Origin of the sequence: Agarivorans sp. QJM3NY_29 (assembly GCF_050870835.2) — a bacterium.
Classification (GTDB): Bacteria; Pseudomonadota; Gammaproteobacteria; order Enterobacterales; family Celerinatantimonadaceae; genus Agarivorans.
Map to the genome: position 1 here is coordinate 2,507,145 of NZ_CP194036.2, position 22,717 is coordinate 2,529,861.

Here is a 22,717-nt window from a genome sequence, read left to right on the forward strand (position 1 = left end):
TAAATCGTGGACATATGGAGTGATTGCCATGAAAAACTATGTTGAAAAAATGATTAGCTGTCCAAACTGTGGTCACCATACCCCATTAGTGTTAGATGCGAGCAATGGTGACCAAGATTATTATGAAGATTGCCGCGTTTGTTGTTATACCATCCACTGTAGACTGTCAGTTGATGAACAAAACAGCAAAATTGTCGCTTATATCGACGCCGACGACGAGCAAATTTTTTAGTTTAGCCAGCGTTTAATATCACCGTTGCTCATGAGATGCTTCAGGGTATCAATCACCGTCTGAGTGCTACTGTCTATCTCGATATTCACCAGGTCATTAACTTTTTTATCACCAAGCGTGGTGGTTCTTAAAGTTTCAGGTATGAGGTGTAGCCAGAATCCTGATTCACTTAACTGCCCGACCGTTAGGCTTGCCCCGTCTACGCAGATAAATCCTTTGTAGATGACGTAATCTTGCCACTGCTTATCGAGCGCGAGGTGTATGGCTAGGTTGTTCTCACTGCTTCGTTTTTCTTGGATGCGTGCGGTTGTATGGATATGACCCGAGACGAGATGACCACCAATTTCGTCCCCCACCTTTGCCGCCCGTTCAATATTCACAAAATCTCCTTCGTGAATCAGCTCTAAATTTGTTAAACTCAGCGTTTCTTGAATCAAGTCAAATTGAACGCCCTGCTCGCTGATAGCAACAACGGTTAAACAAGTGCCATTAATTGCTACACTAGCGCCAATACTTAAGCCCTCGGTCTCTCCTAAATCGACCCAAAGTTGCATAAGCCCGGGTGATCTTTTAACGCTGATTATTTTTTTCTTACTCTGAACTATTCCGGTGAACATGAAGTATTTTATCCTCGGTTTTAAGCAACGCTTTGCTAAAGAATGTTTTGCTATTTTAAGACTTGCGGGGCCAATTGTCGTGGCCCAATTAACAATTACTGGTATGGGGTTTGTTGATACGTTGATGGCTGGTTCGGTGAGTCCAACCGATTTAGCAGCGGTTGCCGTTGCGTCCAGCTTCTTTAACCCAGTGATCTTATTGTTGCAAGGGATCCTCATGGCAGTCACGCCCTTAGTCGCTTATCAAGTGGGTGCAAAACAAGCGCATCGAGGGGGCATGATATTTCAGCAAGCGGTGGTTATCTCCTTAGGCTTAACCGTTATTGGATGGCTGATCCTTTGGTTTGCACCGAGCGTATTTAAATTGATGGATGTCGATCCTAAGCTCGTGGGTTTAACCCAACAATATCTGTTATTTGTGAGTTTTGGGCTACCTGCTTTTGCCGTCTATCAAGTGCTTAGAGGGGTGAACGAAGCCTGTTCGAATATAAAAGCCATCATGGTTATTGGAATTTTGGGACTATTGGTAAACATCCCGGTTAATTATATTTTTATTAACGGTTTATTGGGTTTACCTAAATTAGGCGGAGCGGGTTGCGGTGTCGCCACTGCAATTGTTAACTGGTTTATGGTTATTGCCATGATCATTTATGTGTTTAGAAGTCAGACCCTCGAGAAACTTCATTTATTTGAAGCTAAGCTCACCATTGACTGGCCAACCATCTCGAGAATTTTTAAATTGGGCTTGCCTATAGGCTGTGCGATATTTTTTGAAGTGACCTTGTTTTCAATGATTGCATTATTACTATCGCCTTTGGGTGCAGATATTGTGGCTGCTCATCAAATTGCGCTTAACTTTACCTCAATGGTGTTTATGTTGCCCTTAAGTATCGCGATTGCGCTAACCATTCGTGTCGGCAACTACATGGGCGAGAAATCTTATGATAAGGCGCAAATTAGTGCCTATAGCGGCATTATATTGTCGGTAATAGCAACCGTATTTATCGCATCTGCTACCATTTTGTTCAGACTCGAAATTATTAGTTGGTATACCGATAACGCAACCGTTGCAGCGATTGCTGCACCGCTATTTTTACTTGCTGCGACTTATCAGCTATCAGACTCATTGCAAGTATGCTGTGCAGGTGCCTTAAGAGGTTATCAAGACACTCGCTTTATCTTGTTGGTGACTCTTATTAGCTTCTGGCCAATTGGCTTAGGTATTGGTTCGTTGTTAACCTTTACCAATACCTTTACCGAGCACCCAATGGGTGTACAAGGTTTTTGGATTGCGATTGTGATTGCCTTAACGGCATGTGCGATAGGCCTACTTGCTCGCTTGGTTTGGGCATCGAATAATCCAGGGCGACTCTATCTCATCAATAAGGAAGCATGAGCCTTAGGCAATGCTTAAAAATACTAGCAGCTACTTTATTGCTGCTAGCAGCCATTGCATTGGTTCACGATGGGTTGCTCCCCCGCAGCGACAAGTTATTTAATGATTACCGACAACGTTTACAACGGGTACTCAATATTAAGATTGGCGTTGTGAACCCACATCAACTTGGGCAAGGCACCATTATATGGCGAAATTACCATCTCACTGAGCCAGACTTAAGGCTTTCCTTTGTGGATAGCTTTAAGTTGAATCGCTGCGGTTTGCAACAGACCGTTTTCCAGAAAAACTCCAGTTTAGGCAAACAAGCCAGTGCTGTGTATAAATTGATTTGGCATTCTCAAATTATATTTGGTTTAGCTCGTTGTTCAAATAACGCGGATATCGACCCTAAGTTTTCTTTAGTTCTAAATCGCCTGCTGAGCCGAAAGCTGCAAGCTGCAAGCTAGCGCGATTTATTGGCATAATTTCTTAGTGGATGAGATAAGCCTAAGGCAATTATGGACTCGGCGAGATCGTTTATCCCAGACGCCTAGCGGAGCCTATCGCAAATTAGCTGAGCGAATCAAGCACCTGGCGAGTTACCAAACGGTATTGCAAAATGGGGCTGCGCTAGATGAAGCCGCTTTACTTTTACAGCTAAAACAACTTGATCAAAGCCCTAGCATATTCAGCTTATTTAGCGAATTAAATCGGGCCACCATTTGGTTAAAATCTATTTCCGAATCCTTAAAGCATGCTGAATTTCGCTGTGTTTCTTCGAATCAACAACAATACAAGATCTTAGATAATGTGCTAAATAAGGTGTACATGGCGAAAGTACAGCGCTATCTAGCCGAACTCGACCAAAGTGCAAGTGTGGTGAATATTGCCCTCGCCCAACTGTATCATGCTCCCTCCTTCACAACACTAATCAGCAAGACGCAATTGATTCAGCAAAGGTTTCATCAAGCAAATAGACAACACGTTATTCAATGGCAGGAAATTATTGCGAGTTGCACTGCAACTTGAAGCGGAAGCGAAGACCTTGTTGAGTTGAATTGACGAGTAGAACGAAAAATCAGCAAAAAAGCGTCCCTTGCCTTTTGGTTGATTAATGATTAAGCATACAGTTCGCATATTCGCGAACAGCAGTTGACGGACGCATTAACTTGCAGTACCTTTCACGCCGTAGTTTGTTCACAAGCACAATACAACCGTAGCTCAGTTGGTTAGAGCACCACCTTGACATGGTGGGGGTCGGTGGTTCGAATCCACTCGGTTGTACCAAAATATTCGCGTAGCTCAGTTGGTTAGAGCGCTACCTTGACATGGTAGAGGTCGGTGGTTCAAATCCACTCGCGAATACCATCTGACTCCCCCCAGTCAGATAATTTAGATTTCCCGTAGTGATTATTTAGCCTTGGAATTTGCCTGTATGTATATGGTGGATTAAAACCTCGCTAAGTTATTTGTTTGGCTTTTATAGTGCACGCCCCATGAGTAAGCTAAAACCTTTATCGCATATAAGCCAATCACCTCTCCGGATTTGTGTTGATAAGAAGCAGCGGCTTTACTTGATTAATCAGGAAAGATCACCTTGTTCCAAGCGGGAAATGGAATATTATTCGGATTCAGTCGCCATGGTAAGGCTCTGGTTTTTTGCTTGATGATCTTACAGTAGAGGCTCAAATCGATGGTTCGATAGCCTTTGGCTAATTTAAAATGTTCCTGTTTTGCCTCCAGTTCCATCCATACGGTATCTCGCCCTGCGACTAACTGACAACGGATAGGCTGGTCAACATTAGAAGTTATGGTCACTTTAAGTTGGTCGTTTTGTAACATGGTCGTCATCGACCCAGGATAGGCAAAACTGATGTTTGGCCAAATGAGGGCAACACTAAAAGCAGTCGCCCAGCACAGTCGAACCACGGTTGAGTGCCACATCTTATTCCCCCCGTTTTTTAAACCATTTCGCCAAATAGTTACCGGTATTTCTCAACTCTCCTAGCGTTTTGGCATGGGCGTTAAAGTTGGCAGATTTGGGCACCGCTATCCGTTGTGAAGAATAGATCCCCGTATGCCCACTAAAATAGTAGGCAACAAAACAGGCGACCGCAAAATACATCAAGTGTTCTGAGCCAAATAACTCGACCCCCATGATGGTACAAGCTAAAGGCGTATTGGTGGCTGCGGCAAATACCGCAATAAATCCAATCGCGGCGAACAAATCAATTGGAGCCCCCATTAGCCAAGCAAGCGTATTGCCTAAGGTCGCACCAATGAAAAATAGTGGTGTAACTTCGCCACCCTTAAAGCCGGCAGCAAGGGTGATAGCGGTAAGCAATAATTTTAACATCCAGCTGTACCATTCAGCGCCACCTGGACTAAAAGCGCTAATGATGCTGACTCCGCCTTCGCGATAGCTATTCACGCCCAAGCCAACATAATCTTGATTACCTATCAGAGTCACTAAAACAATCACAATAATGCCTCCCATCACAGCGATGAGATAAGGGTTTTTAAAGACAAATTTAAAAATGTCTTTAAACATAAACACCATTTCGCCAAACAAATATCCGACCAAACCAAAGGCCATTGAGGCAACCACAACTTTCGCTAATAACAGCAGATCAATATGAACTATATGATGAAATAACATCACCTGTTCTAAAAAATCGACTTTATATTGAGTGTGTGGTGTGCCCCAGGCGGTACAAACCAAGTCAGCTAAAATTGCGGCAAATAGTGCTGGGATAACGGAGTCGAAGCGGATCCGACCCACTGCCAATACTTCTAGAGCAAAGATAGTGGCGGCTAAAGGAGTACTAAATAAAGCAGAAAAACCGGCAGCGACACCGGCAGCGAGAAAGACTTGATAGTCTCGCCCTTGTAACTTAAATAATCGACCATAAGCCGCACTGCAAGCGCCACCAATTTGTATTGCGGTGCCCTCGCGTCCGGCAGAGCCACCAAACAGGTGGGTGACGACCGTAGAAAGTAAAACTAAGGGGGCCATCCGCGCAGGGATCCCAGCACCTGGTTGATGAATTTCATCGATAATGAGATTGTTTCCCGATTCCGAATTTTTACCAAACCGTCGGTAGATAAATACCACCACTAAGCCAGCAATTGGCAAAAAGTATAATAAGTAGGGCTGGTCGGCTCTAGTTCGGCTCGCAAAGTCCAACAGCCACAAAAACAAGGCATTCAGAGACCCAACTACTAAAGCCATTGGAATTAACAATAATAGCCAACGACATAATACAAATAAGGTACTGGGGCTATTTTGAACGGGGTTTGGCATGTAGCTTCCTTAAAACTCTAGCTGCTATGGGTGTGGCGTGGTTCATTTTGGGTTAGAGATAACGTATTTTAATCGCGGCGTGTGGTGCAGCTTAGCATTCTAAGTAAATACCTCGCAATCATCCCGTGAGTTAAGCAAGCGAATAAGCTCACTCTAGGCGACTATTGTGATGAAAATAACCAAGACTTAACGCTGCTTTAACTCATTCTCTACAGCATTGCGATAGGATTTATCAACCCTAAAAAAAGCGAACCAAATGGTTCGCTTAATGAGAATGACTGGCAGCAGTATATAATGCTGAGATGCGCTACTCGGCAGCGGCTTGAAACAACTGGGTAAACTTAGCCATGCCCTCGTCAACAATTTCGTCTTCAATGGTAAGCGCAGGTAAGAAACGAAGCACATTTCCGTAGTAACCACATGCAAGCAAGATCAAACCAAACTCGGCTGCTTTAGCAATGAGCTTTTGTGTCAGACTGGTGTTGGCCAACTCTGGATCGCCATCACAGATCAGTTCTAAAGCGATCATCGCCCCAGAGATACGAATTTCACCAATTAACTGAGGATAGTCAGCTTTCAATTGCATCAAGTGTTCATTAAAACGCAGACCAATCATTTGCGCACGACTAACTAGCTGTTGTTGTTCAATTTGTTCCAGAACCGCCAAGCCTGCTGCACAAGCAACGGGAGAACCACCATAAGTCCCGCCTAAACCGCCAGGTAAAGGTGCATCCATGATATGGCTCTTACCAACCACTGCAGAAAGCGGGAAACCGCCAGCAATGCCCTTGGCCATGGTGATGAGATCCGGTTCAATGCCGCTATCTTCACAACAGAACATCTTACCGGTACGACCAAAGCCAGTTTGAATTTCATCCAAAATTAAGACGATGCCATGCTCATCACAAAGCGCTCTTAATGATTGCAATAAAGCATGAGGCGCAGGATAGAAACCTCCCTCGCCTTGTATTGGTTCGATAATGATAGCCGCCACGTCTTGTGGGCCAATATCTACCTTAAACAGATTTTCCAGCGCTTTTAAAGTGTCTTCGGTGGTCACTCCATGGGCAGCCATCGGAAAAGGCACATGATAGATATCGCCAGCGAAAGGACCAAATAGATGTTTATATGGCGTAATTTTACCGGTCAGCGCCATTGTGAGATTGGTTCTTCCGTGGAAACCGCCGTTAAAGGCAATCACGCCACGACGTCCGGTAGATGCCCGAGCAATTTTGACTGCATTTTCTACTGCTTCAGCACCAGTGGTGACAAAAATCGCTTTTTTCTCACTCTCGCCAGGAGCAATTTCGACTAACTTTTCGGCTAAGGCGACAGCACTTTCATAGGGATTCACCATCACGCAAGTATGACTGAACCTATCCAGTTGTTGTTTCACTGCAGCGACTACAGCCGGATTCGAATGACCGGTATTACATACCGCGATCCCGGTGGCAAAATCAATGTAGCGATTGCCTTCTACATCCCAGACTTCGGCGTTAAGTGCCTTATCGACAAACACTGGATAGGCGTTACCTTGACCCCGAGCGAATACCGCTTGTTTTCTTTGTTGTAGTAATTGATTAGACATTGCTGAGTTCCTCTAAACTAGGCGTTTAAGCCACCTAAACACAAATATTTAATTTCCATGTAATCGTCTAAGCCGTAATGCGAGCCTTCGCGTCCGTTACCGGACTGTTTAACCCCCCCAAAAGGAGCCGCAGCATTAGAAATAATCCCCTCATTGACGCCGACCATGCCATATTCAAGCGCTTCGCCAACACGCCAAACGCGACCAATATCTCGTGTATAAAAATACGCCGCTAAACCATATTCGGTATCATTAGCCAGTGCGATTGCTTGTGCTTCATCTTCAAACATAATTAAGGGCGCGACTGGGCCGAAAATTTCATTCGCGGCAATCGGCATGTCATTACTAACATGAGTCATAATTGTTGGACTATAAAATTGTTTTCCGGCTGGATGCTCTTCACCGCCACACAGGATCTTGGCACCAACCGCAACCGAGTCCGTCACCAGTTTGTGTACTTCTTGTTTCGCTTGTTCACTGATCATTGGACCGATGACAGCTGCTTCACTCAAGCCATCAGCAACCTTCAGTTGACTTAAAGCCTGGGCCAATTTCTCGCTAAAGGCCTGATAAACACCTTTTTGTACCAAGAATCGATTGGCGCACACACAGGTTTGCCCTGCATTACGGTATTTTGACGCAAGAGCACCTTGAATAGCAGCATCTAAATCTGCGTCATCAAATACAATGAAGGGGGCATTACCTCCTAGTTCCATCGATACTTTTTTCACCGTACTGGCACATTGTGCGATCAGTTGTTTACCCACCGCGGTTGAACCAGTAAAGGTGAATTTGGCAACATCTGGACTTTCGGTTAGCACCCGCCCCATACCGCGCGCATCTTCACCAACCACCACGTTAAATACACCTTTGGGGATACCTGCTCGGTCGGCTAATTCGGCCATAGCCAGCGCTGATAAAGGCGTGAGTTGGGCAGGACGAACCACAAAGGTACAACCCGCCGCCAGTGCCGCAGCCGCCTTACGAGCAATCATTGCATTTGGAAAGTTCCATGGAGTGACCGCCGCCACAACTCCAACCGCCTGTTTGATCACGACAATCCGTTTATCTGAGGCGGGACCGGGTATCACGTCTCCATAACAACGTTTACCTTCTTCGGCGAACCAATCAATGTACGAAGCGCCATAGGCTATTTCACCTTTGGCTTCGGCCAAAGGTTTACCCTGTTCAAGGGTTAAAATAGCGGCAAGATCGTCTTGATGCTCCAACATCAGCTGATACCAGCTACGTAATAGTTTTGCTCGCTCAGCAGCTGCCATATTAGACCAAGCTTTAAAGGCAGCCTTGGCGGCAGCAATCGCACTCTCCACGCCTTGAATTCCAGCATCGTCTACTTGAGCTATTGCTTGTTGATTGGCCGGGTTATATACAGAAAACTGCTGTTCGCTAGCCATCCATTGGCCGTTAATGTAAGACTGATGACGAACTAATTGTTGGTCGATGATTCTATCCATGGCTCTGGCCTCATGTACGAAGTTGAAATAACAATTTAGCGTTATTGAATACCAAGTAAAAACAATGTTAAATATCAAACAATAAAACTAAAGTTTGAATTAGATAAAACTATGCTCGATCCAAATAATGGCAAACAACTCAGCGAATACGATTTACGTCTATTGCGGGTATTTAAAGCGGTAGTTGAACACGGCGGATTTGCTGCCGCAGAAAATGCCTTAGGTATTACCCGTTCCACCATTAGTGTCCACATGTCTAGCTTAGAGAGCCGCATGAATATGCGGCTCTGCGTACGAGGCCGCAGTGGTTTTGCTTTAACCGAGCGTGGGCAAACGGTTTATCAGGCTTGCTTAAGGTTATTTTCAAGTATTAGTGAATTTAGTGCCCTCGTCGACAACCTTGGCAAAGCACTCACCGGTGAGCTAATTATACTGTACTCCGATCTCCTTGATCGCTTGAGTATTCAAAAAATTGGAAAAGCTATTGCCTTAATTAAGCAGCAGGCGCCTAGCTTATGTATCTGCCTGAACATGGATACGGTCGCTAATATTGAAGCTGCCCTTATCAATAATAGGGCTCACATTGGCTTTTATCCGGCTTATCGAAGTATTGATGGGCTGACGAGCCAAGTAGTCTTTAGTGAATCCTTATATTTATGCGCAAGCGAACAATCGGAATTATATGCGATGAATGATGGTAATATTGATAACGAAGAACTCTCCAAGCATGCCGCCATCCATCCCGGCATCGAGCTAAACCCAATGGGAAGAGCGCAGCTACAAGCCTTAAATTTTGGTGCAAAAGGCTATCAGTTTGATAGCCGTGTGGCCTTGATCCTCTCAGGTGCTTATATTGGTTATCTGCCTTTGAGTGAGCTGAAGGGTTATTTAGAAACAGAATTGATACGGCTGATAAAACCAGCGGAATATAGCTACCCTTTCGAACTGAGCTTAGTGCATAAACAAAATCCTAACGATAAAGAGAAGGTTCAGTTGGCTATGGATAAACTCAGTTTGGTATTCAACTAAAATTGTTTATGTTGCATGGTTGCAATAATTGCTTCGTCGGTGGGCAACATTGCGGTTTTGGACAAGAACCCCAGTTGTTGAATACTATCATCAGCGGAATCAAATACGATCCCCTGTTGCGCACTCACCGTATTTCCCGAGACAGCCAAAATAGCTGATTTAACTGCACTCCCCGCGCCCGTCGAGACTTTCATTGCACAACCAGCCTTCGCACCATCACAAAATACACCCGAGATGTCCCCTACCATGGCATTAATTGCCCGATGAATTGCGGCAAGGTCTCCGCCCAACAACCAAGTTAATCCTGCCGCTGCGCCCATAGATGCAGTGGTAGCGGCACATAAAGCCGACAGTTTGTTTTGTTTGGATTTAACGTAGATAGCAACGAGGTGGCTTAGCATCAGCGCTCGGGTAAATTGCTCGTCACTGAGTTGGCGTAATTCGGCAAAAGCAATAATAGGCATGGTCGCTGCTATTCCTTGATTACCGCTACCGGAGTTACTCATCGCAGCATGTGGTGCGCCCCCCATGCGAGCATCTGACGCAGCGGCTCCCAAACGCATGGCTCGCCCCATTAAATCATCGCTCAATAAGCCCTGAGTAATTTGTTGCTGTAAACTTGCTCCTAAGGCTAGCCCATACTCTCCGGTCATCCCAATGCTGGCCAACGCTCGATTTAATTCCGCGGCACGTTTTATAAATATGATTTGATTAAGCGGGACCTGAGTTACAAATGTATAGATCTCAGACAGCGTTAATAATGGCAAAGGTGGTACCGCCAAATGCTCACCACAAGCATTGTCCGTCACTTGCGGGCTCCGCTGACCGTTTACTTCGATATATTCAAAATGAGTATGTGATTGCGCAATACACACTTCAACCAAAGACTCACCAAGACCAGCTTGGACAACGGTATACAATACATCTGGATGAGAAATCATCTCAATCTTGACACGTTTTTGCACGAGCATCTGGTTCGCTTCAGCTAAGTCGGCACTGGAGATATCAGCCAGTACCTCCAAACCCTTATCGGCATTCCCTGTACAAGCTCCTGCCGCAGCAGCAATGGCAAGACCAGCTTTACCTGTGCCTGGAACCATAACACCCATCCCATTTTTATAGAGATTGGGCGTGACTTTAACTTTAAGGTGATCTGGTGTGGCACCAAGAATTTGTCTTGCTTTCGCGCTGGCCAAAGCGACTGTAACTGGCTCGGTGCAACCCAAAGCGGGTACAACTTGAGACTGAACGAGGTTTATGTAAGCTTGCCACTGGTGCATAAAGCTATCCAACTGATTAACTGATAAACCATGTTAACCTCGACTCACTAGAAAAAACTGGCTGATTTAGCTAATAAAAGAGAACGATTGAGAAATAAATTCTCAATCTAACTCAACTTATAGTATTTAAATTTATATTTTGATGAGTGCTCAATATCATTTCGCGCAAATAATTGATGATTGAATATCTACCAGTCAATCCCTTTACGTGCTTTGATGCCATTTTCGAAGGCATGTTTCTGACTTTTTACTTCTGATATGGTGTCGGCAATTTCCAAGAGTTTTCGATGACAAGCTCGTCCAGTCACAACAACTGTTTGTTCTCTTGGACGCTGCGCAATAGCTTCAACAACCTCATCAACATCCAAGTAGTCGTAGCTCAACATATAGGTGAGCTCATCCAGCAAAACCAGGTAAATGGACGGATCTGTCAGCCACTGTTTACAACGCTGCCATACTTCCTCGGCCGCTTGGCGATCTAAGTCGCGATTTTGCGTTTCCCAAGTGAAACCAGTCGCCATCGTCGCAAATTCTACACCATGTTGACTCAGCAACTCGCGCTCACCGCAGTCCCAACCGCCTTTAATAAATTGAGCGACTACCGCCTTAAAACCATGGCCCACAGCGCGGGTGACATTGCCAAATCCGCCAGTGGATTTTCCCTTGCCGTTTCCGGTAATCACCAGTAGTAAGCCACGTTCTATTTGCGCTTGTTCAACTTTAGCATCAACGTTTTCCTTTATTTTTTGTTGGCGCTGTTGGTGTTTTTGCTTGTCTTTACTCATCTACAATCCATTTAGTTGACATCGTATTAGTAAGTGTAACTCGCGGGAAAGCCAACAAACCAGTACTGTTTCTCTAGAATAGCTAGAAACCTTTGGGTATAGTGCCTGCACAATGTATGACGGATCCCTTTATGCTTAAAGATAACCCTCTATTAGCCCAGCTGAAACAGCAAATTAGAGAGACCATTCCCACGGTTGAAGGCGTGGTGAAAGCCACCGATAAGAATTTTGGTTTTCTACAAACCGATAATAAAAAAAGTTATTTTATTTCGCCTCCTTCGATGAAGCAGCTGATTCATGGTGACCGAATCAAGGCCGCAATCCGTGAAAATAATGGCAAAGAAGCCGCTGAGCCAGAAACTTTAGTGGAAGCAGCACTAGACAGCTTTGTTGCACGGATCAAGTTTGTTGATAATCGCACTAAGGTGATCGTTGACCATCCACTGATTAATCAAGCCTTGAGTGCAAGGGTGAAGAAAGGTAGTGATTTCACCATCAAGCAAGGAGACTGGGTAATCGCTCGTTTGTTGAAACACGCACTGAGAGATAAGCAGTTTCAAGTCGAGATCATTGAATTTATTGCCGATAGTGATGACAATTTTGCGCGCTGGAAAGCAACCACGCTAAAACATGGTTTAGTTTGGGATCAACCTGATCTTACAGAGCCACTTGAACTCATTGATCCTCAAGAGGCACGCCGTAACGTAGTCGATGAGCTATTTTTCACCATTGATGGTGAAAGTACCAAGGATATGGACGACGCGATTGCGATTCAGCGTCACGATAATGGCTGGTGTCTTAAGGTAGCTATCGCAGACCCCAGTGCATATTTCAATCCAGAGAGTGAGTTGGAAGCCGCTGCAGCAAAGCGTGCTTTTACGTTGTATTTGCCTGCTCGTACTGTGCCGATGATGCCAAATCAATTAGCCAACGAAAAATGCTCATTGCACGCGGACCAGCAGCGGCCCGCTTTAATCTGTGAAATGAATATTAGCTTGGACGGTGAATTACTTGATGATGCCACGTTTTATCTGGCGACTGTGGAATCTAAATATCGTCTTAACTACCAACAAGTTTCCGATTTTATAGATAATGAAACCGGAACGTTTGATGGTTTAGAAGATTTGCAGCAAGCACTAAGCCAGCTTCATCAACTTAGCGAACAACGTTATCATTGGCGCGCTGCACATCGTTCAGTATTTGGTGATCAGGCTGATTATGAATTTGTTCTGGACCATAAAGGGCAAGTCATCGATATCCTTCGTCAATCACGGCGCAGTGCTAATCGAATGGTGGAAGAAGCGATGGTGGCTGCCAACATATGTGGTGGACGATTGCTTGATGAACGACTCGGTCACGGGGTGTTTACCTGCCATTCTGGTTTTAAAGTTGAAAAACTAGAAGGCCTGGTTGAACTACTGAAAAAGTTTGAGTTTAGCGTCGACAGTACACGATTGGATGACTTGGATTATTTCTGTGAATTACGTAGAAAGATTAGTCAATCGGGGAATAAGACTTTAGATCAATTAGTAAAGCGTCACTTCAACTTCAGTGTTTACAGTGCGCAGTGTCAAGCCCACTTTGGCTTAGGTGAAGCCAAATACGCGACCTGGACGTCACCAATTCGAAAATACAGTGATTTGCTGAATCATCGATTGATTAAAGCAGCAATTAGAGGTGACCAAGTTGACTCACCTTTAACCGAGGCCCTCACTGAACATTTAAGCGATTGTCGCAAAAAACAGAAATTTGCAGAAAGAGAAATGGCCAACTATCTCTACTGTGAATATTTCAGTGAACAAGCTGCCACAACCAGCTTAGATGCAGAAATTACGAATGTGAATCGAGGGGGCTTAAATGTTCGCTTACTTGATAGTGGAGCCACTGCGTTTATTGCTAAGGGGAAATTAGCTAAATCAGCTGAAGAGCTAAAAATAGATAATGAAATGGGCTCCATCTCAAGTGATAGCTACCATTATAAAATTGGCGATATTATTCAGGTCAAAATTATAGAAGTTAAAAAGCTGCAACAATCCATATTGGCTAGCCCTGTATTCTCTGATTAAGCGCTTGTCATCAACACAAAAGCCAGCGTAAAAGCTGGCTTTTTTTTAGGTGGATTACATATTTAACTGTTCTTGCTGAGCGCCAAATAGTCTAAAGAAATTTCTGCAGCTTCATCTAAAAAAGCGTCATCAATTTCAAAATCCTTTGGTGCATCATCTAAACTTTTAACTGGCTTTTTACCCAAACGAGTCAAGCGCTCATTTAATCGAACTAACTGCTTCTGTTCTTTGTCATCGCGTTGGGCGACTCGAGTTTTCTCGTTGAGACTAATCTCAACCATATCCTTATCTTTTCGAAAATCGGCAATATCATTAATAATATACTGAAACTCAGGATCATGACTGATTCTCGCTAAATGCTTCTTCTCAAGGGTCGCAATATACGGATGAATATTACTTAATACTTTATATTCCGCAGGTTTGATCTTATCCCAAGGTAAGGCATTTTTCTCTAAGCTTTCTCCGGTTTCTTCCGGCAACAATGCCACCGGGTAAGCAATGTCAGGGATCACACCTCGATGTTGAGTACTGCCGCCATTAATTCGATAAAACTTAGCAATTGTATATTGTACATGGCCAAGTTCGTTTTCATATAAATCATAAATACGGCCTAAACCACGATGCTGTTGCACAGTACCTTTACCATAGCTTTGTTCGCCCACAATAATTGCTCGGCCGTAATCTTGCAGTGCTGCAGCAAAAATCTCAGACGCTGACGCGCTATAACGATCGATTAAAATAACCATTGGGCCATCGTAATTCACATGGTTACTGGTATCGCTATTGACACTAATTCGTCCCAATTGGTCTCGAACTTGAACCACCGGACCTTGCGGGATAAATAAACCAGTTAACGCAGTGGCTTCGGTCAACGCGCCTCCGCCATTACCACGAAGATCAACCACTAAAGAGCTAATATTTTGCTCTGCTAGTTTAGCCAGTTCTTTGCTCGCGTCCTTGCTCAGATTAACGTAAAAACTAGGGACATTCAGTACCCCTACTTTCTTTCCTTCAATCTCTAATACTTCACTTTTAGCGGCGCGATCTTCCAGACGAACTTTATCGCGAACGATGCCAACAATTTTAGTTTTACCGTCGACCTTGCCATGAGAAGATAATATTTCTAAGCGAACCGTAGTTCCTTTAGGTCCTTTGATAAGATCGACAACATCATCTAAACGCCAACCGATAATATCAACAAATTCGCCTTCGCCTTGTGCTACACCAACAATTTTATCGTCTGGCCCTAATTGGTTACTCAGCGCCGCAGGGCCTCCGGGAACCAAACTACGAATAATGGTGTATTCATCTTCGCCCTGCAGTACTGCCCCAATCCCTTCTAAAGATAAGTTCATCTCCATTTGAAAGCGTTCGGCGGTACGGGGAGAAAGATAACTAGTGTGAGGTTCGATACTGCGAGAATAAGCATTCATTGCAGTTTGAAAAACATCTTCACTCGAGGTTTGTACCAGACGTTTAATCGCGCTGTTATAACGTTTTGCTAAAATTTCAACGATTTTATCGTGGTCACGCCCCGCCAATTTAAGGCTTAGTGCATCGTACTTAACTTTTAATCGCCATAGCTCCTTGACTTCAGCTTGATCTTTTGGCCAATCTGCCTTGCTACGGTCAAATTGAAACTGTTCGTCTTTACTAAAATCCATTTGCTCGTCAATCACCTGCAACGAATATACTAATTGCTGATAACGACGTTTTAGCGACAAGTCAAAAATAGAATAAAGCGGTTCCAAACGGCCAGCTGGAATATCTTGGTCTAAAACATAACGATAACGTTCAAAACGAGCAATATCTTCTTTTAGAAACAAGCTACGATTGTAATCAAGTTGTTGGATGTATTTATCGAAAATCTCACTCGATAATTCATCGTCAAAGGGAATACTACGGTAATGCGAGCGAGAGTAGAGCGCACTTATCCTTTTAGCCGCTGTAGCATGTTGACTTTGCTGACTTAATGTCGGTAAAGCTTCTTCGCTTAAATTAGCCGTTTGAGCTAACAAAAATGTTGAATAACAGAGTGTTAAAAAAAACAGCCAAAGACGGCTCGAATATTTCATAGGCACCTATCTCACTACTAAATTAATTTATGCAACGATATGCTCAGCTTTCACTTTTACTAACATACCGCTTTTAAGCGTGACCGCAATGCCATCTTTACTGACTTCGGAAATCTGCCCAGGCATAGGAGTCTGACCAACTAATACCCTCACTTCTTTGCCTGCAACCAAATCTTTACTATCAATTTTCTCGATTGGTTTTTTCTCTACCGCAGGTTTACTAACACTGGCTTTGGGTTTCTCGTTGCGTTTTACATCAGCTTTTGCCTTACGCTCAGCCAATTTAGCTTTGTTAGCTTTTTCTGCTTGCGCCTTTTTGTGAGCAAAGGCTTTATCTTTACTCTCTTTTAAGGTTTTTTGTGCATGTTCAACATGCTCTTGCTCAATCTCTGCACCTTCAACGCCGTCTAGGTCAACTCGTTTGGAGCCCACCTTCACGCCATGTAAGTAACGCCAACTTGAAGTGTATTGACGTAAAGCTGAGCGCAATACGGTATTACTGATTTTTTCATCTTCTTTAAGACGTTCAGCTAAATCCTGAAAAATACCAATTTTAAGTGGCTTAGCTTCACCTTCCGTCGAAAAACAAAGCGGAAATTGAGTCGCTAAATATTGAATAACTTCTTTACTATTTTTCAGTTTATTAGTTTGTTCCATGATGACCTTTCTTATACATCTTTACTGGTACAGCGATAGGGCTGATTTCGGCTATTATAGTGAGGGTATATTGAAAAGCCATTAAAAATGCACTTCTGATAAGTTATTTTCTAGCTCTTTAACTAAATACTCGATACCAATTTGATCAGAATCGTCGAATCGTGAAAGCTGTGGGCTATCGATATCAATCACTCCTATCAGTCGACCATTTAGATGAAACGGGACCACGATTTCCGACGCGCTTGCGCCATCACAAGCAATATGGCCGGGAAACTGGTGGACGTCGGGAACACAGATAGAGCTTTGTTTGGCGAAGGCTTCTCCGCAGACACCTTTGCCCACAACAATGGAGCTACAAGCTGGTTTGCCTTGAAAAGGACCTAACAACAATGTGTCGTTGCTTTGATTAATGAGATAGCAGCCGACCCAATTAATATGCTCTAACTCCATCCATAACAAGGCCGAAAAATTAGCCAAATTAGAAATATAGGGTAAATCTCTATCAAGCAAGGCTGAAATTTGCTTGGCGAGGGTTAGATACCTGCTAGAAACTTGCTGCAAGCGCTATTCCTCTTCTGCTTCAATCATTGATTCCGAAAACTCTTGGCCTTTTAATAACTGTTGCACCGCATTGCGTTGCAAAGACAAGAAGTAACCTAGGTTTTCAGCTTGCGCCTCACTCATTTTAGGATCGGCATGTTTCACTAATAAAGTAAGCTGATCGGCGACATCTAACATCTTGTCGTAACTGTCGGCTTGTTTTTTTGAGCTAAAAGTCATTTTTTCTACACCGTTACGTTCGACGACATATTTAATAATTACAGCCACGGCTGCCTCCATCTACTGTTTTTATGTACAGGTTATTATGCATCATCAATCACAAAACTACTAGAGAGAAAAATTATGCAGTATTCTGTAGCTTAGTTGAGCTAATATACATAACTATGAATTCTTTAGAAATATCAAAGCTGTCCATTTGCCCTAGCTGTGACTTGTTGCTCGAAAAGCAGCAACAATGTAAGGCTGGCCAAGTGACCACTTGTCCCCGCTGTGACCAGGTGTTATTTCGTGGTTCTTCGCTTCGTTTTTCAAGTCAACTAGCGCTTTCTTTAGCCTGTTTAGTCATGGTTATTCTCGCCAATACCTACCCGCTACTCAGCTTCACAGTATTAGGGATCCCTAACTCAGCAAACATACTGCGTGGCACGGTATTATTGCTGGAACATGGGCATTATTTAGTCGGCTTTTGTGTTTTTCTTGCCAGTTTTATTGCGCCAATCTTACTTTTTAGTTTAGTTTCTTACACGTCTTTTAGCCTCGCAATCGCTTGGAAATCGCCCGGTTTGGCTACCGCGCTGCACTTTCAAGACGACTTAATTGATTGGAGCATGATCGAAGTGTATATCGTCAGCTTTTTAGTGGCCTTAGTTAAACTGGTTGATTTTGCAGATATCCACCTAGGTTACGGGCTATGGTGTATTTGTACCACCTTGTTTTTGTCCACTTATTTGGTTCAACGCTATCGAGCGGCTGATTATTGGGATCGTTATGTTCACATCAGCTAAACAACTCGGTTTAAAGTTATGCAGGCATTGCGAATTAACGATGCCAGTTGAACAGGCGACTTGTCCACGTTGTCATATGCCAGTGCATAGTCGATTACCGAATAGTTTACAGCGCTGTTGGGCTTTCGTTATCACCGCTACCATCGGTCTATTCCCTGCGAATTTATTACCGATTACGGTGCTGACTACTCGGGGGGCTCCGCAATACGAAACCATTATGTCGGGAGTCGCTTCATTGATTAAAGATGACATGGTCGGAATTGCCATTGTGGTTTTTGTCGCCAGTATTGTTGTTCCGGTCATGAAACTCATCGGCTTAGCGGTCATATTATTAAGCTTACATTTCCGTTTTAACTTAACTAACAAGCAACGTATTGTTATTTATCGGATCATCGACATTATAGGTAAGTGGTCAATGTTAGATTTATTTGTATTGTCGATTATGATCGCGGTATTTGAGCGTAATAATTTGGTTGGCGTGGAAGCGGGTGCAGGGGCAACTGCCTTTGGTGCAGTGGTGCTATTGACCTTATTTGCTGCGAAGTCTTTCGATACCAGACTCATTTGGGATAAAGAAATTGAATAAAATTAGTACCGCAGAGTATAAAAAAGAACGAATTATTTCTCCCATTTGGCTGCTACCCATTTTGGCTGTATTACTCGGCGGATGGTTACTATTTAAGGCCTGGTCAGAAGCGGGGATAAAAATTGATATTGTTTTCGAAAGCGCCCAAGGCATCACAACAGGTCAAACCCAAGTATTTTACCAAGGGCTCGATATCGGTGTGGTTAAGTCAGTCAAACTGGGTCCTAAACTTCAGGGCGTGGTGGTAAAAGTTGAAATCAAACGCGAAGCAGAAAGTCTTCTTACTAGCGATGCCCAGTTCTGGTTAGTTCGTCCAAAAGCATCAATCACCGAAATTAGCGGTTTAGATGCCTTAGTATCCGGAAACTACATCGAACTAAATCCAGGAACTGGAGAACTTGCCGAACAGTTTGTCGCGCTAAATGAGCCTCCCAATATAGTGCGTGGGGAAGGTTTAAACTTAAAACTAAGTGCCGCTGATTTAGGTTCTTTAAATATCGGCTCCGGTATCTACTATAAAAAGATCAAGGTTGGGGATGTACAGCGATTTCAGCTTAAAAATGACCTACAAGTTGAATTTGACATCTTGATTAAGCCGCAATTTGCACATTTAGTGAAGACTAATTCGCACTTTTGGAATGTAAGTGGTTTTAAAGCCGATATCTCTCTGGACGGGATGCAAATTAGCAGTGAAGGTTTAGCCAGTGTTATTACGGGCGGGATCAGTTTTGATAGCCCCCCAGATTCTCCTGTCGCAGTCAAGGGTCACCAATTTAAACTTTTTAATAACTTGCAAGAGGCCCATCGCGGCAAAGTCATTGAAATTACCATGGCAAAACAATATGGCCTGATTGCGCAACGTAGTAAATTGCTCTATCGCGGCGCTGTCGTCGGTTTCATTACTGAGATAAACACTAACAGTAGCCAAGATGATTTTGTGGCCAAAGCTCTAGTTGAACCCAAGTACGAAGGGCTGTTTAACCAGAGCACACAACTGGTACTAATTAAACCGAACATCAGTCTTAAGGGGTTCAAAAATATTGATGCTTTGATCGGTGCAAAACAAATTGAAGTCTATAGCGACCCCTCCCCTCAAGAACTACAAAATAGCTTTCGATTATCGCAAACCGTAAAACCACCTTTAGGCAGTAAGTCGTTACGCTTACTAAGCGATAACGTGCGCGATCTTACCATTGGTAGTCCTGTTATCTATCAAGGCCTGAGCATTGGTCAATTAAGTAATATACGTTTAGTTAAGCGTCATTTTGAGATAGATGCCTTTATTGAGCCTGATTATGTATCACTGGTTTCAAAAAATAGTCGTTTCTACTTACAGAGTCCCTTAGCTCTGCGAGCTGACATCAATGGTATTAGTGTGGAAAGTAGTGGCTTAAGTGGTTTTTTAAACACGCCGATTGTCTTAATGCCGGGAACAAGCACCACCGCTTCGACCCAAAAACAATTCACTCTCTACCCAAACCAACAAGCTGCGAAACTTTCTAAAGAGAAATCGCAACCGGCGCTTAAGTTACGTTTAATGACTGAAGAATTGGGCTCACTTGGAGAAGGCTCGCCGGTTCTATACCACAAATTACCGATAGGAAAAGTGAGCCATTATCAATTGGCCGCGAATGGCGAGTTACAAATTGATCTTATCATTGAAGGGCAATATAGACACCTTATCACCAACCACAGCCGTTTTTGGCACGCATCAGGCATCGAAATTCAAGCCAGCCTTGATGGGCTATCAGTGAATAGTGAGTCGCTCAAAAGCCTAATGATTGGCGGAATAAGTGTTGACCAGTTTGATCAATTAGCCAAAGAAACCCAGAGAATAGTCCACAAAGATAAGCAATCTGCGACCAAACGACAACTGACCATCAAGCTGCATAGTCAAGATGCTCAAGGTTTACGCCGGCATATGCCAATAAAATACCAAGGCCAGCAAATTGGAAGAATCGTCGATTTAAGCTTTGACGATTCGCTCAGCGGATTAACCGCAACAGCTGAACTTGATTATCCTTATTATCGTAATTTTGCTCGAACTGGTAGCCTCTATTGGCAAGAGAGTGCACAGCTCAGCCTTTCTTCTGTTAAAAACTTAGACACGCTAGTAAAAGGTGACTTTATCAGTGCCTTACCTGGCAAAGGTCAGCCTAGGCTAGAATTTAGTTTACATAAACAGCAACCCAATACCGATCGTAAGGCCTTGATTGTGTGGCTTAGTGCTAGCCACTTTGGTTCTTTGAAAGTTGGTAGCCCAGTGTTATATAAGCAATACCAGGTGGGTAAAGTCGATGCAGCTAAGTTAAGCCTTGATGGTTCTAAAATCATGGCTAGACTGAAGATAAACTCTAAATATCGTCACTTAGTGAGAGCCAATAGCCTTTTTTGGAATGCATCCGGTATCGATGTGAAACTGGGTTTAAGTGGCGCAGACATTCGAGTGGATTCAATGGAAACACTACTCAGTGGGGGGATTGCTTTTGCAACTCCAGATAAACTGCCCTTAGCGAAAGCAGCCGCAAACGAAGATAAGTTTGAATTGCAGTCCACTTATGATGAAAAATGGCTACAATGGAGCCCATCAATTCAACCTTAACTGAAATCTATTTATTTTGTCGAAAACGATTAACTTTCCCAGCCAGTTCATTTCGCGTATTGAACAAGATCTACCTAACGATTTGAGTTTGGCAAGCTTTAAAGACATATGCCAACAACCTTTGCGCAAGAGTATTCGAGTCAATACTTTAAAAATATCGGTCTCGGCATTTATCAGCCTTGCAGACCAACTTGATTGGCAATTGCAGCCTATTCCTTGGTGTGAACAAGGCTTTTGGATCGATCGTGCAGAAGACAGTGTTTCTTTAGGTAATACTGCTGAACATATGGCCGGGCTATTTTATATCCAAGAAGCAAGCTCGATGTTGCCAGTGAGTGCTTTGTTTAATTTTTACCAAGGACAAGACGACAGCCTCATTTTGGATGCCGCCGCCGCCCCAGGGTCAAAAACCACTCAAATTGCCGCTCAGCTCAACGGTTGTGGCGTCATCATTGCCAATGAGTTTTCAGCTAGTCGAATTAAAGTGCTTAGTGCAAACTTATTACGCTGTGGTGTAAATAACGCTGCTATCACTCACTTTAGCGCGGAAGTATTTGGCCAGTGGATGCCTGAAAAATTTGATGCCATTTTATTGGATGCACCATGCTCTGGTGAAGGCACCTTAAGAAAAGATCCCTTAGCCTTAGAAAACTGGAGTGAACAGCACCTGAGCGAGATCTCCGCCTTACAATTTAAGCTCTTGGAAAGTGCTCTGTTTGCTTTGAAGCCTGAAGGCTTATTGGTATATTCCACCTGCACCCTCAATCGACAAGAAAACCAGCAAGTTATCTCCCGCTTGATGTCTGAATATCCGAAGCAGTTAGCCCCACTTCAACTTGCCGATTTATTTCCCGGTGCTGAGCGAGCCTTAACCGAGGAAGGTTACTTGCATATATGGCCGCAATATTTCGATAGTGAAGGCTTCTTTGTTGCAGCCCTGCGTAAAACAACGCATGGATTGTCAGCAGAGAAAATACAAAAAAATATTAAGGGTTTTACTTACCATAAAGCCAATACCAAACAATGCCAAGCGATTAAACGGCACTTTACGGATGGTTTTGCTTTAAGTCTGCCAGAATCCTATAGCGTATTTATAAAGGGCGACAGCTATTGGTTAATCCCCGATACGTTCTTAGCCATAAAGGATGAAATGCGTTTTGAACGAGTTGGTCTAAAGCTTGCCGAATCATTCAAGCAAGGTTTTCGAACCAGCCATGATGCGATCACCAGCTTAGGCGCTTTGATCGGGAAAAATACGGTCACACTTGATGAACAGCAAGCACATCACTTTTATCAGGGAAAAGATATCGCCTACCCAAATAGTAATCGTGGTGAAGTAGCCTTAATTTATAAAGACCAAGTGATTGGTTTAGGAAAGTGGATCCGCAACAAAATTAAGAATGCTTACCCGCGAGAATTGGTCAAAGACAAAGGCCTATATTGAGTTTGCAAAGTCAGTGTTGACAGCTAGACTTATA

Annotated in this window: 21 protein-coding genes and 2 tRNA genes; 12 read left to right on the top strand and 11 right to left on the bottom strand. The window is 43.6% G+C overall.

The genetic code is table 11. The features are described from left to right. Nucleotides 1-28: 28 nt before the first annotated feature. Entirely contained in the window at nt 29-232 is a 204-nt protein-coding gene (locus tag ACRRS0_RS11510) for a CPXCG motif-containing cysteine-rich protein (protein WP_432453070.1), read from the top strand. Here the strand turns inward: ACRRS0_RS11510 and ACRRS0_RS11515 are convergent. Next, entirely contained in the window at nt 229-849 is a 621-nt protein-coding gene (locus ACRRS0_RS11515; RefSeq protein ID WP_432453069.1) for a riboflavin synthase subunit alpha, read from the bottom strand. The genes ACRRS0_RS11510 and ACRRS0_RS11515 overlap by 4 nt on opposite strands. Between ACRRS0_RS11515 and ACRRS0_RS11520 the strand changes: the two genes are divergently transcribed. The 5 genes from ACRRS0_RS11520 (at nt 848) to ACRRS0_RS11540 (ending at nt 3,595) form a co-directional block, all read left to right on the top strand. After that, nucleotides 848-2,245 (top strand): MATE family efflux transporter, encoded by a 1,398-nt coding sequence (locus ACRRS0_RS11520; protein ID WP_432453068.1) that lies wholly within the window; start codon nt 848-850, stop codon nt 2,243-2,245. The genes ACRRS0_RS11515 and ACRRS0_RS11520 overlap by 2 nt on opposite strands. Next, nucleotides 2,242-2,694 (top strand): DUF3080 family protein, encoded by a 453-nt coding sequence (locus tag ACRRS0_RS11525; protein ID WP_432453067.1) that lies wholly within the window; start codon nt 2,242-2,244, stop codon nt 2,692-2,694. The genes ACRRS0_RS11520 and ACRRS0_RS11525 overlap by 4 nt, the downstream gene beginning before the upstream one ends. A gap of 25 nt (nt 2,695-2,719) precedes the next feature. Further along, on the top strand, nt 2,720-3,256 hold the full coding sequence (locus tag ACRRS0_RS11530) for a DUF3080 family protein (RefSeq protein WP_432453066.1): 537 nt from the start codon (nt 2,720-2,722) through the stop codon (nt 3,254-3,256). Nucleotides 3,257-3,437: 181 nt separating this feature from the next. Next, a tRNA-Val gene (locus ACRRS0_RS11535) sits at nt 3,438-3,514 on the top strand. A gap of 4 nt (nt 3,515-3,518) precedes the next feature. After that, a tRNA-Val gene (locus tag ACRRS0_RS11540) sits at nt 3,519-3,595 on the top strand. A 210-nt stretch (nt 3,596-3,805) separates the two neighbouring features. Here ACRRS0_RS11540 and ACRRS0_RS11545 read toward each other — a convergent pair. The 4 genes from ACRRS0_RS11545 to ACRRS0_RS11560 form a co-directional block, all read right to left on the bottom strand. Beyond that, nucleotides 3,806-4,171: a hypothetical protein gene (locus ACRRS0_RS11545; RefSeq protein ID WP_432453065.1), complete on the bottom strand. Its 366-nt coding sequence runs from the start codon at nt 4,169-4,171 to the stop codon at nt 3,806-3,808. 1 nt (nt 4,172) lies between these two features. Continuing rightward, entirely contained in the window at nt 4,173-5,531 is a 1,359-nt protein-coding gene (locus ACRRS0_RS11550) for a voltage-gated chloride channel family protein (RefSeq protein WP_432453064.1), read from the bottom strand. A 307-nt stretch (nt 5,532-5,838) separates the two neighbouring features. Next, nucleotides 5,839-7,119, bottom strand: a complete 1,281-nt coding sequence (gabT, locus tag ACRRS0_RS11555) for a 4-aminobutyrate--2-oxoglutarate transaminase (RefSeq protein ID WP_432453062.1) — start codon at nt 7,117-7,119, stop codon at nt 5,839-5,841. Between the two features lie 17 nt (nt 7,120-7,136). Next, nucleotides 7,137-8,594 carry an NAD-dependent succinate-semialdehyde dehydrogenase gene (locus ACRRS0_RS11560; protein WP_432453061.1) on the bottom strand — a complete coding sequence of 486 codons (1,458 nt, stop codon included), beginning with the start codon at nt 8,592-8,594 and terminating at the stop codon, nt 7,137-7,139. Between the two features lie 111 nt (nt 8,595-8,705). Between ACRRS0_RS11560 and ACRRS0_RS11565 the strand changes: the two genes are divergently transcribed. Beyond that, a complete protein-coding gene (locus tag ACRRS0_RS11565) occupies nt 8,706-9,623 on the top strand; it encodes a LysR family transcriptional regulator (protein ID WP_432453060.1) in 918 nt (305 codons plus the stop codon). Here ACRRS0_RS11565 and ACRRS0_RS11570 read toward each other — a convergent pair. Further along, on the bottom strand, nt 9,620-10,903 hold the full coding sequence (locus ACRRS0_RS11570; protein ID WP_432453059.1) for a serine dehydratase subunit alpha family protein: 1,284 nt from the start codon (nt 10,901-10,903) through the stop codon (nt 9,620-9,622). The two genes, ACRRS0_RS11565 and ACRRS0_RS11570, sit on opposite strands and share 4 nt — an antisense overlap. Before the next feature lie 188 nt (nt 10,904-11,091). Next, on the bottom strand, nt 11,092-11,688 hold the full coding sequence (gene cobO / locus ACRRS0_RS11575) for a cob(I)yrinic acid a,c-diamide adenosyltransferase (protein WP_432453058.1): 597 nt from the start codon (nt 11,686-11,688) through the stop codon (nt 11,092-11,094). Between the two features lie 131 nt (nt 11,689-11,819). Here cobO and ACRRS0_RS11580 point away from each other — a divergent pair, with 131 nt between their 5' ends. Next, the gene (locus ACRRS0_RS11580; protein ID WP_432453057.1) at nt 11,820-13,754 is read left to right on the top strand and encodes an exoribonuclease II; all 1,935 of its coding nucleotides are present in this window, start codon (nt 11,820-11,822) and stop codon (nt 13,752-13,754) included. Nucleotides 13,755-13,816: 62 nt separating this feature from the next. Here ACRRS0_RS11580 and prc read toward each other — a convergent pair whose 3' ends face one another. The 4 genes from prc to ACRRS0_RS11600 form a co-directional block, all read right to left on the bottom strand. Then, entirely contained in the window at nt 13,817-15,829 is a 2,013-nt protein-coding gene (gene prc, locus ACRRS0_RS11585) for a carboxy terminal-processing peptidase (RefSeq protein ID WP_432453056.1), read from the bottom strand. 27 nt (nt 15,830-15,856) lie between these two features. Continuing rightward, nucleotides 15,857-16,486 carry an RNA chaperone ProQ gene (gene proQ, locus ACRRS0_RS11590; protein ID WP_432453055.1) on the bottom strand — a complete coding sequence of 210 codons (630 nt, stop codon included), beginning with the start codon at nt 16,484-16,486 and terminating at the stop codon, nt 15,857-15,859. 81 nt (nt 16,487-16,567) lie between these two features. Next, nucleotides 16,568-17,047 carry a GAF domain-containing protein gene (locus ACRRS0_RS11595; RefSeq protein WP_432453054.1) on the bottom strand — a complete coding sequence of 160 codons (480 nt, stop codon included), beginning with the start codon at nt 17,045-17,047 and terminating at the stop codon, nt 16,568-16,570. Nucleotides 17,048-17,050: 3 nt separating this feature from the next. Next, a complete protein-coding gene (locus ACRRS0_RS11600; protein WP_432453053.1) occupies nt 17,051-17,314 on the bottom strand; it encodes a YebG family protein in 264 nt (87 codons plus the stop codon). 203 nt (nt 17,315-17,517) lie between these two features. Between ACRRS0_RS11600 and ACRRS0_RS11605 the strand changes: the two genes are divergently transcribed. From ACRRS0_RS11605 to rsmF, 4 genes are read left to right on the top strand one after another with little or no spacing between them, the layout of a single operon-like run. Then, the gene (locus ACRRS0_RS11605) at nt 17,518-18,051 is read left to right on the top strand and encodes a paraquat-inducible protein A (protein ID WP_432453051.1); all 534 of its coding nucleotides are present in this window, start codon (nt 17,518-17,520) and stop codon (nt 18,049-18,051) included. Further along, a complete protein-coding gene (locus ACRRS0_RS11610) occupies nt 18,035-18,637 on the top strand; it encodes a paraquat-inducible protein A (RefSeq protein ID WP_432453050.1) in 603 nt (200 codons plus the stop codon). Before ACRRS0_RS11605 ends, ACRRS0_RS11610 begins: the two co-directional genes overlap by 17 nt. Beyond that, nucleotides 18,630-21,239, top strand: coding sequence for an MlaD family protein (locus ACRRS0_RS11615; RefSeq protein WP_432453049.1), 2,610 nt, complete (start codon nt 18,630-18,632; stop codon nt 21,237-21,239). Before ACRRS0_RS11610 ends, ACRRS0_RS11615 begins: the two co-directional genes overlap by 8 nt. Before the next feature lie 16 nt (nt 21,240-21,255). After that, on the top strand, nt 21,256-22,683 hold the full coding sequence (gene rsmF, locus ACRRS0_RS11620; RefSeq protein WP_432453047.1) for a 16S rRNA (cytosine(1407)-C(5))-methyltransferase RsmF: 1,428 nt from the start codon (nt 21,256-21,258) through the stop codon (nt 22,681-22,683). The last annotated feature ends 34 nt before the right edge of the window (nt 22,684-22,717 follow it).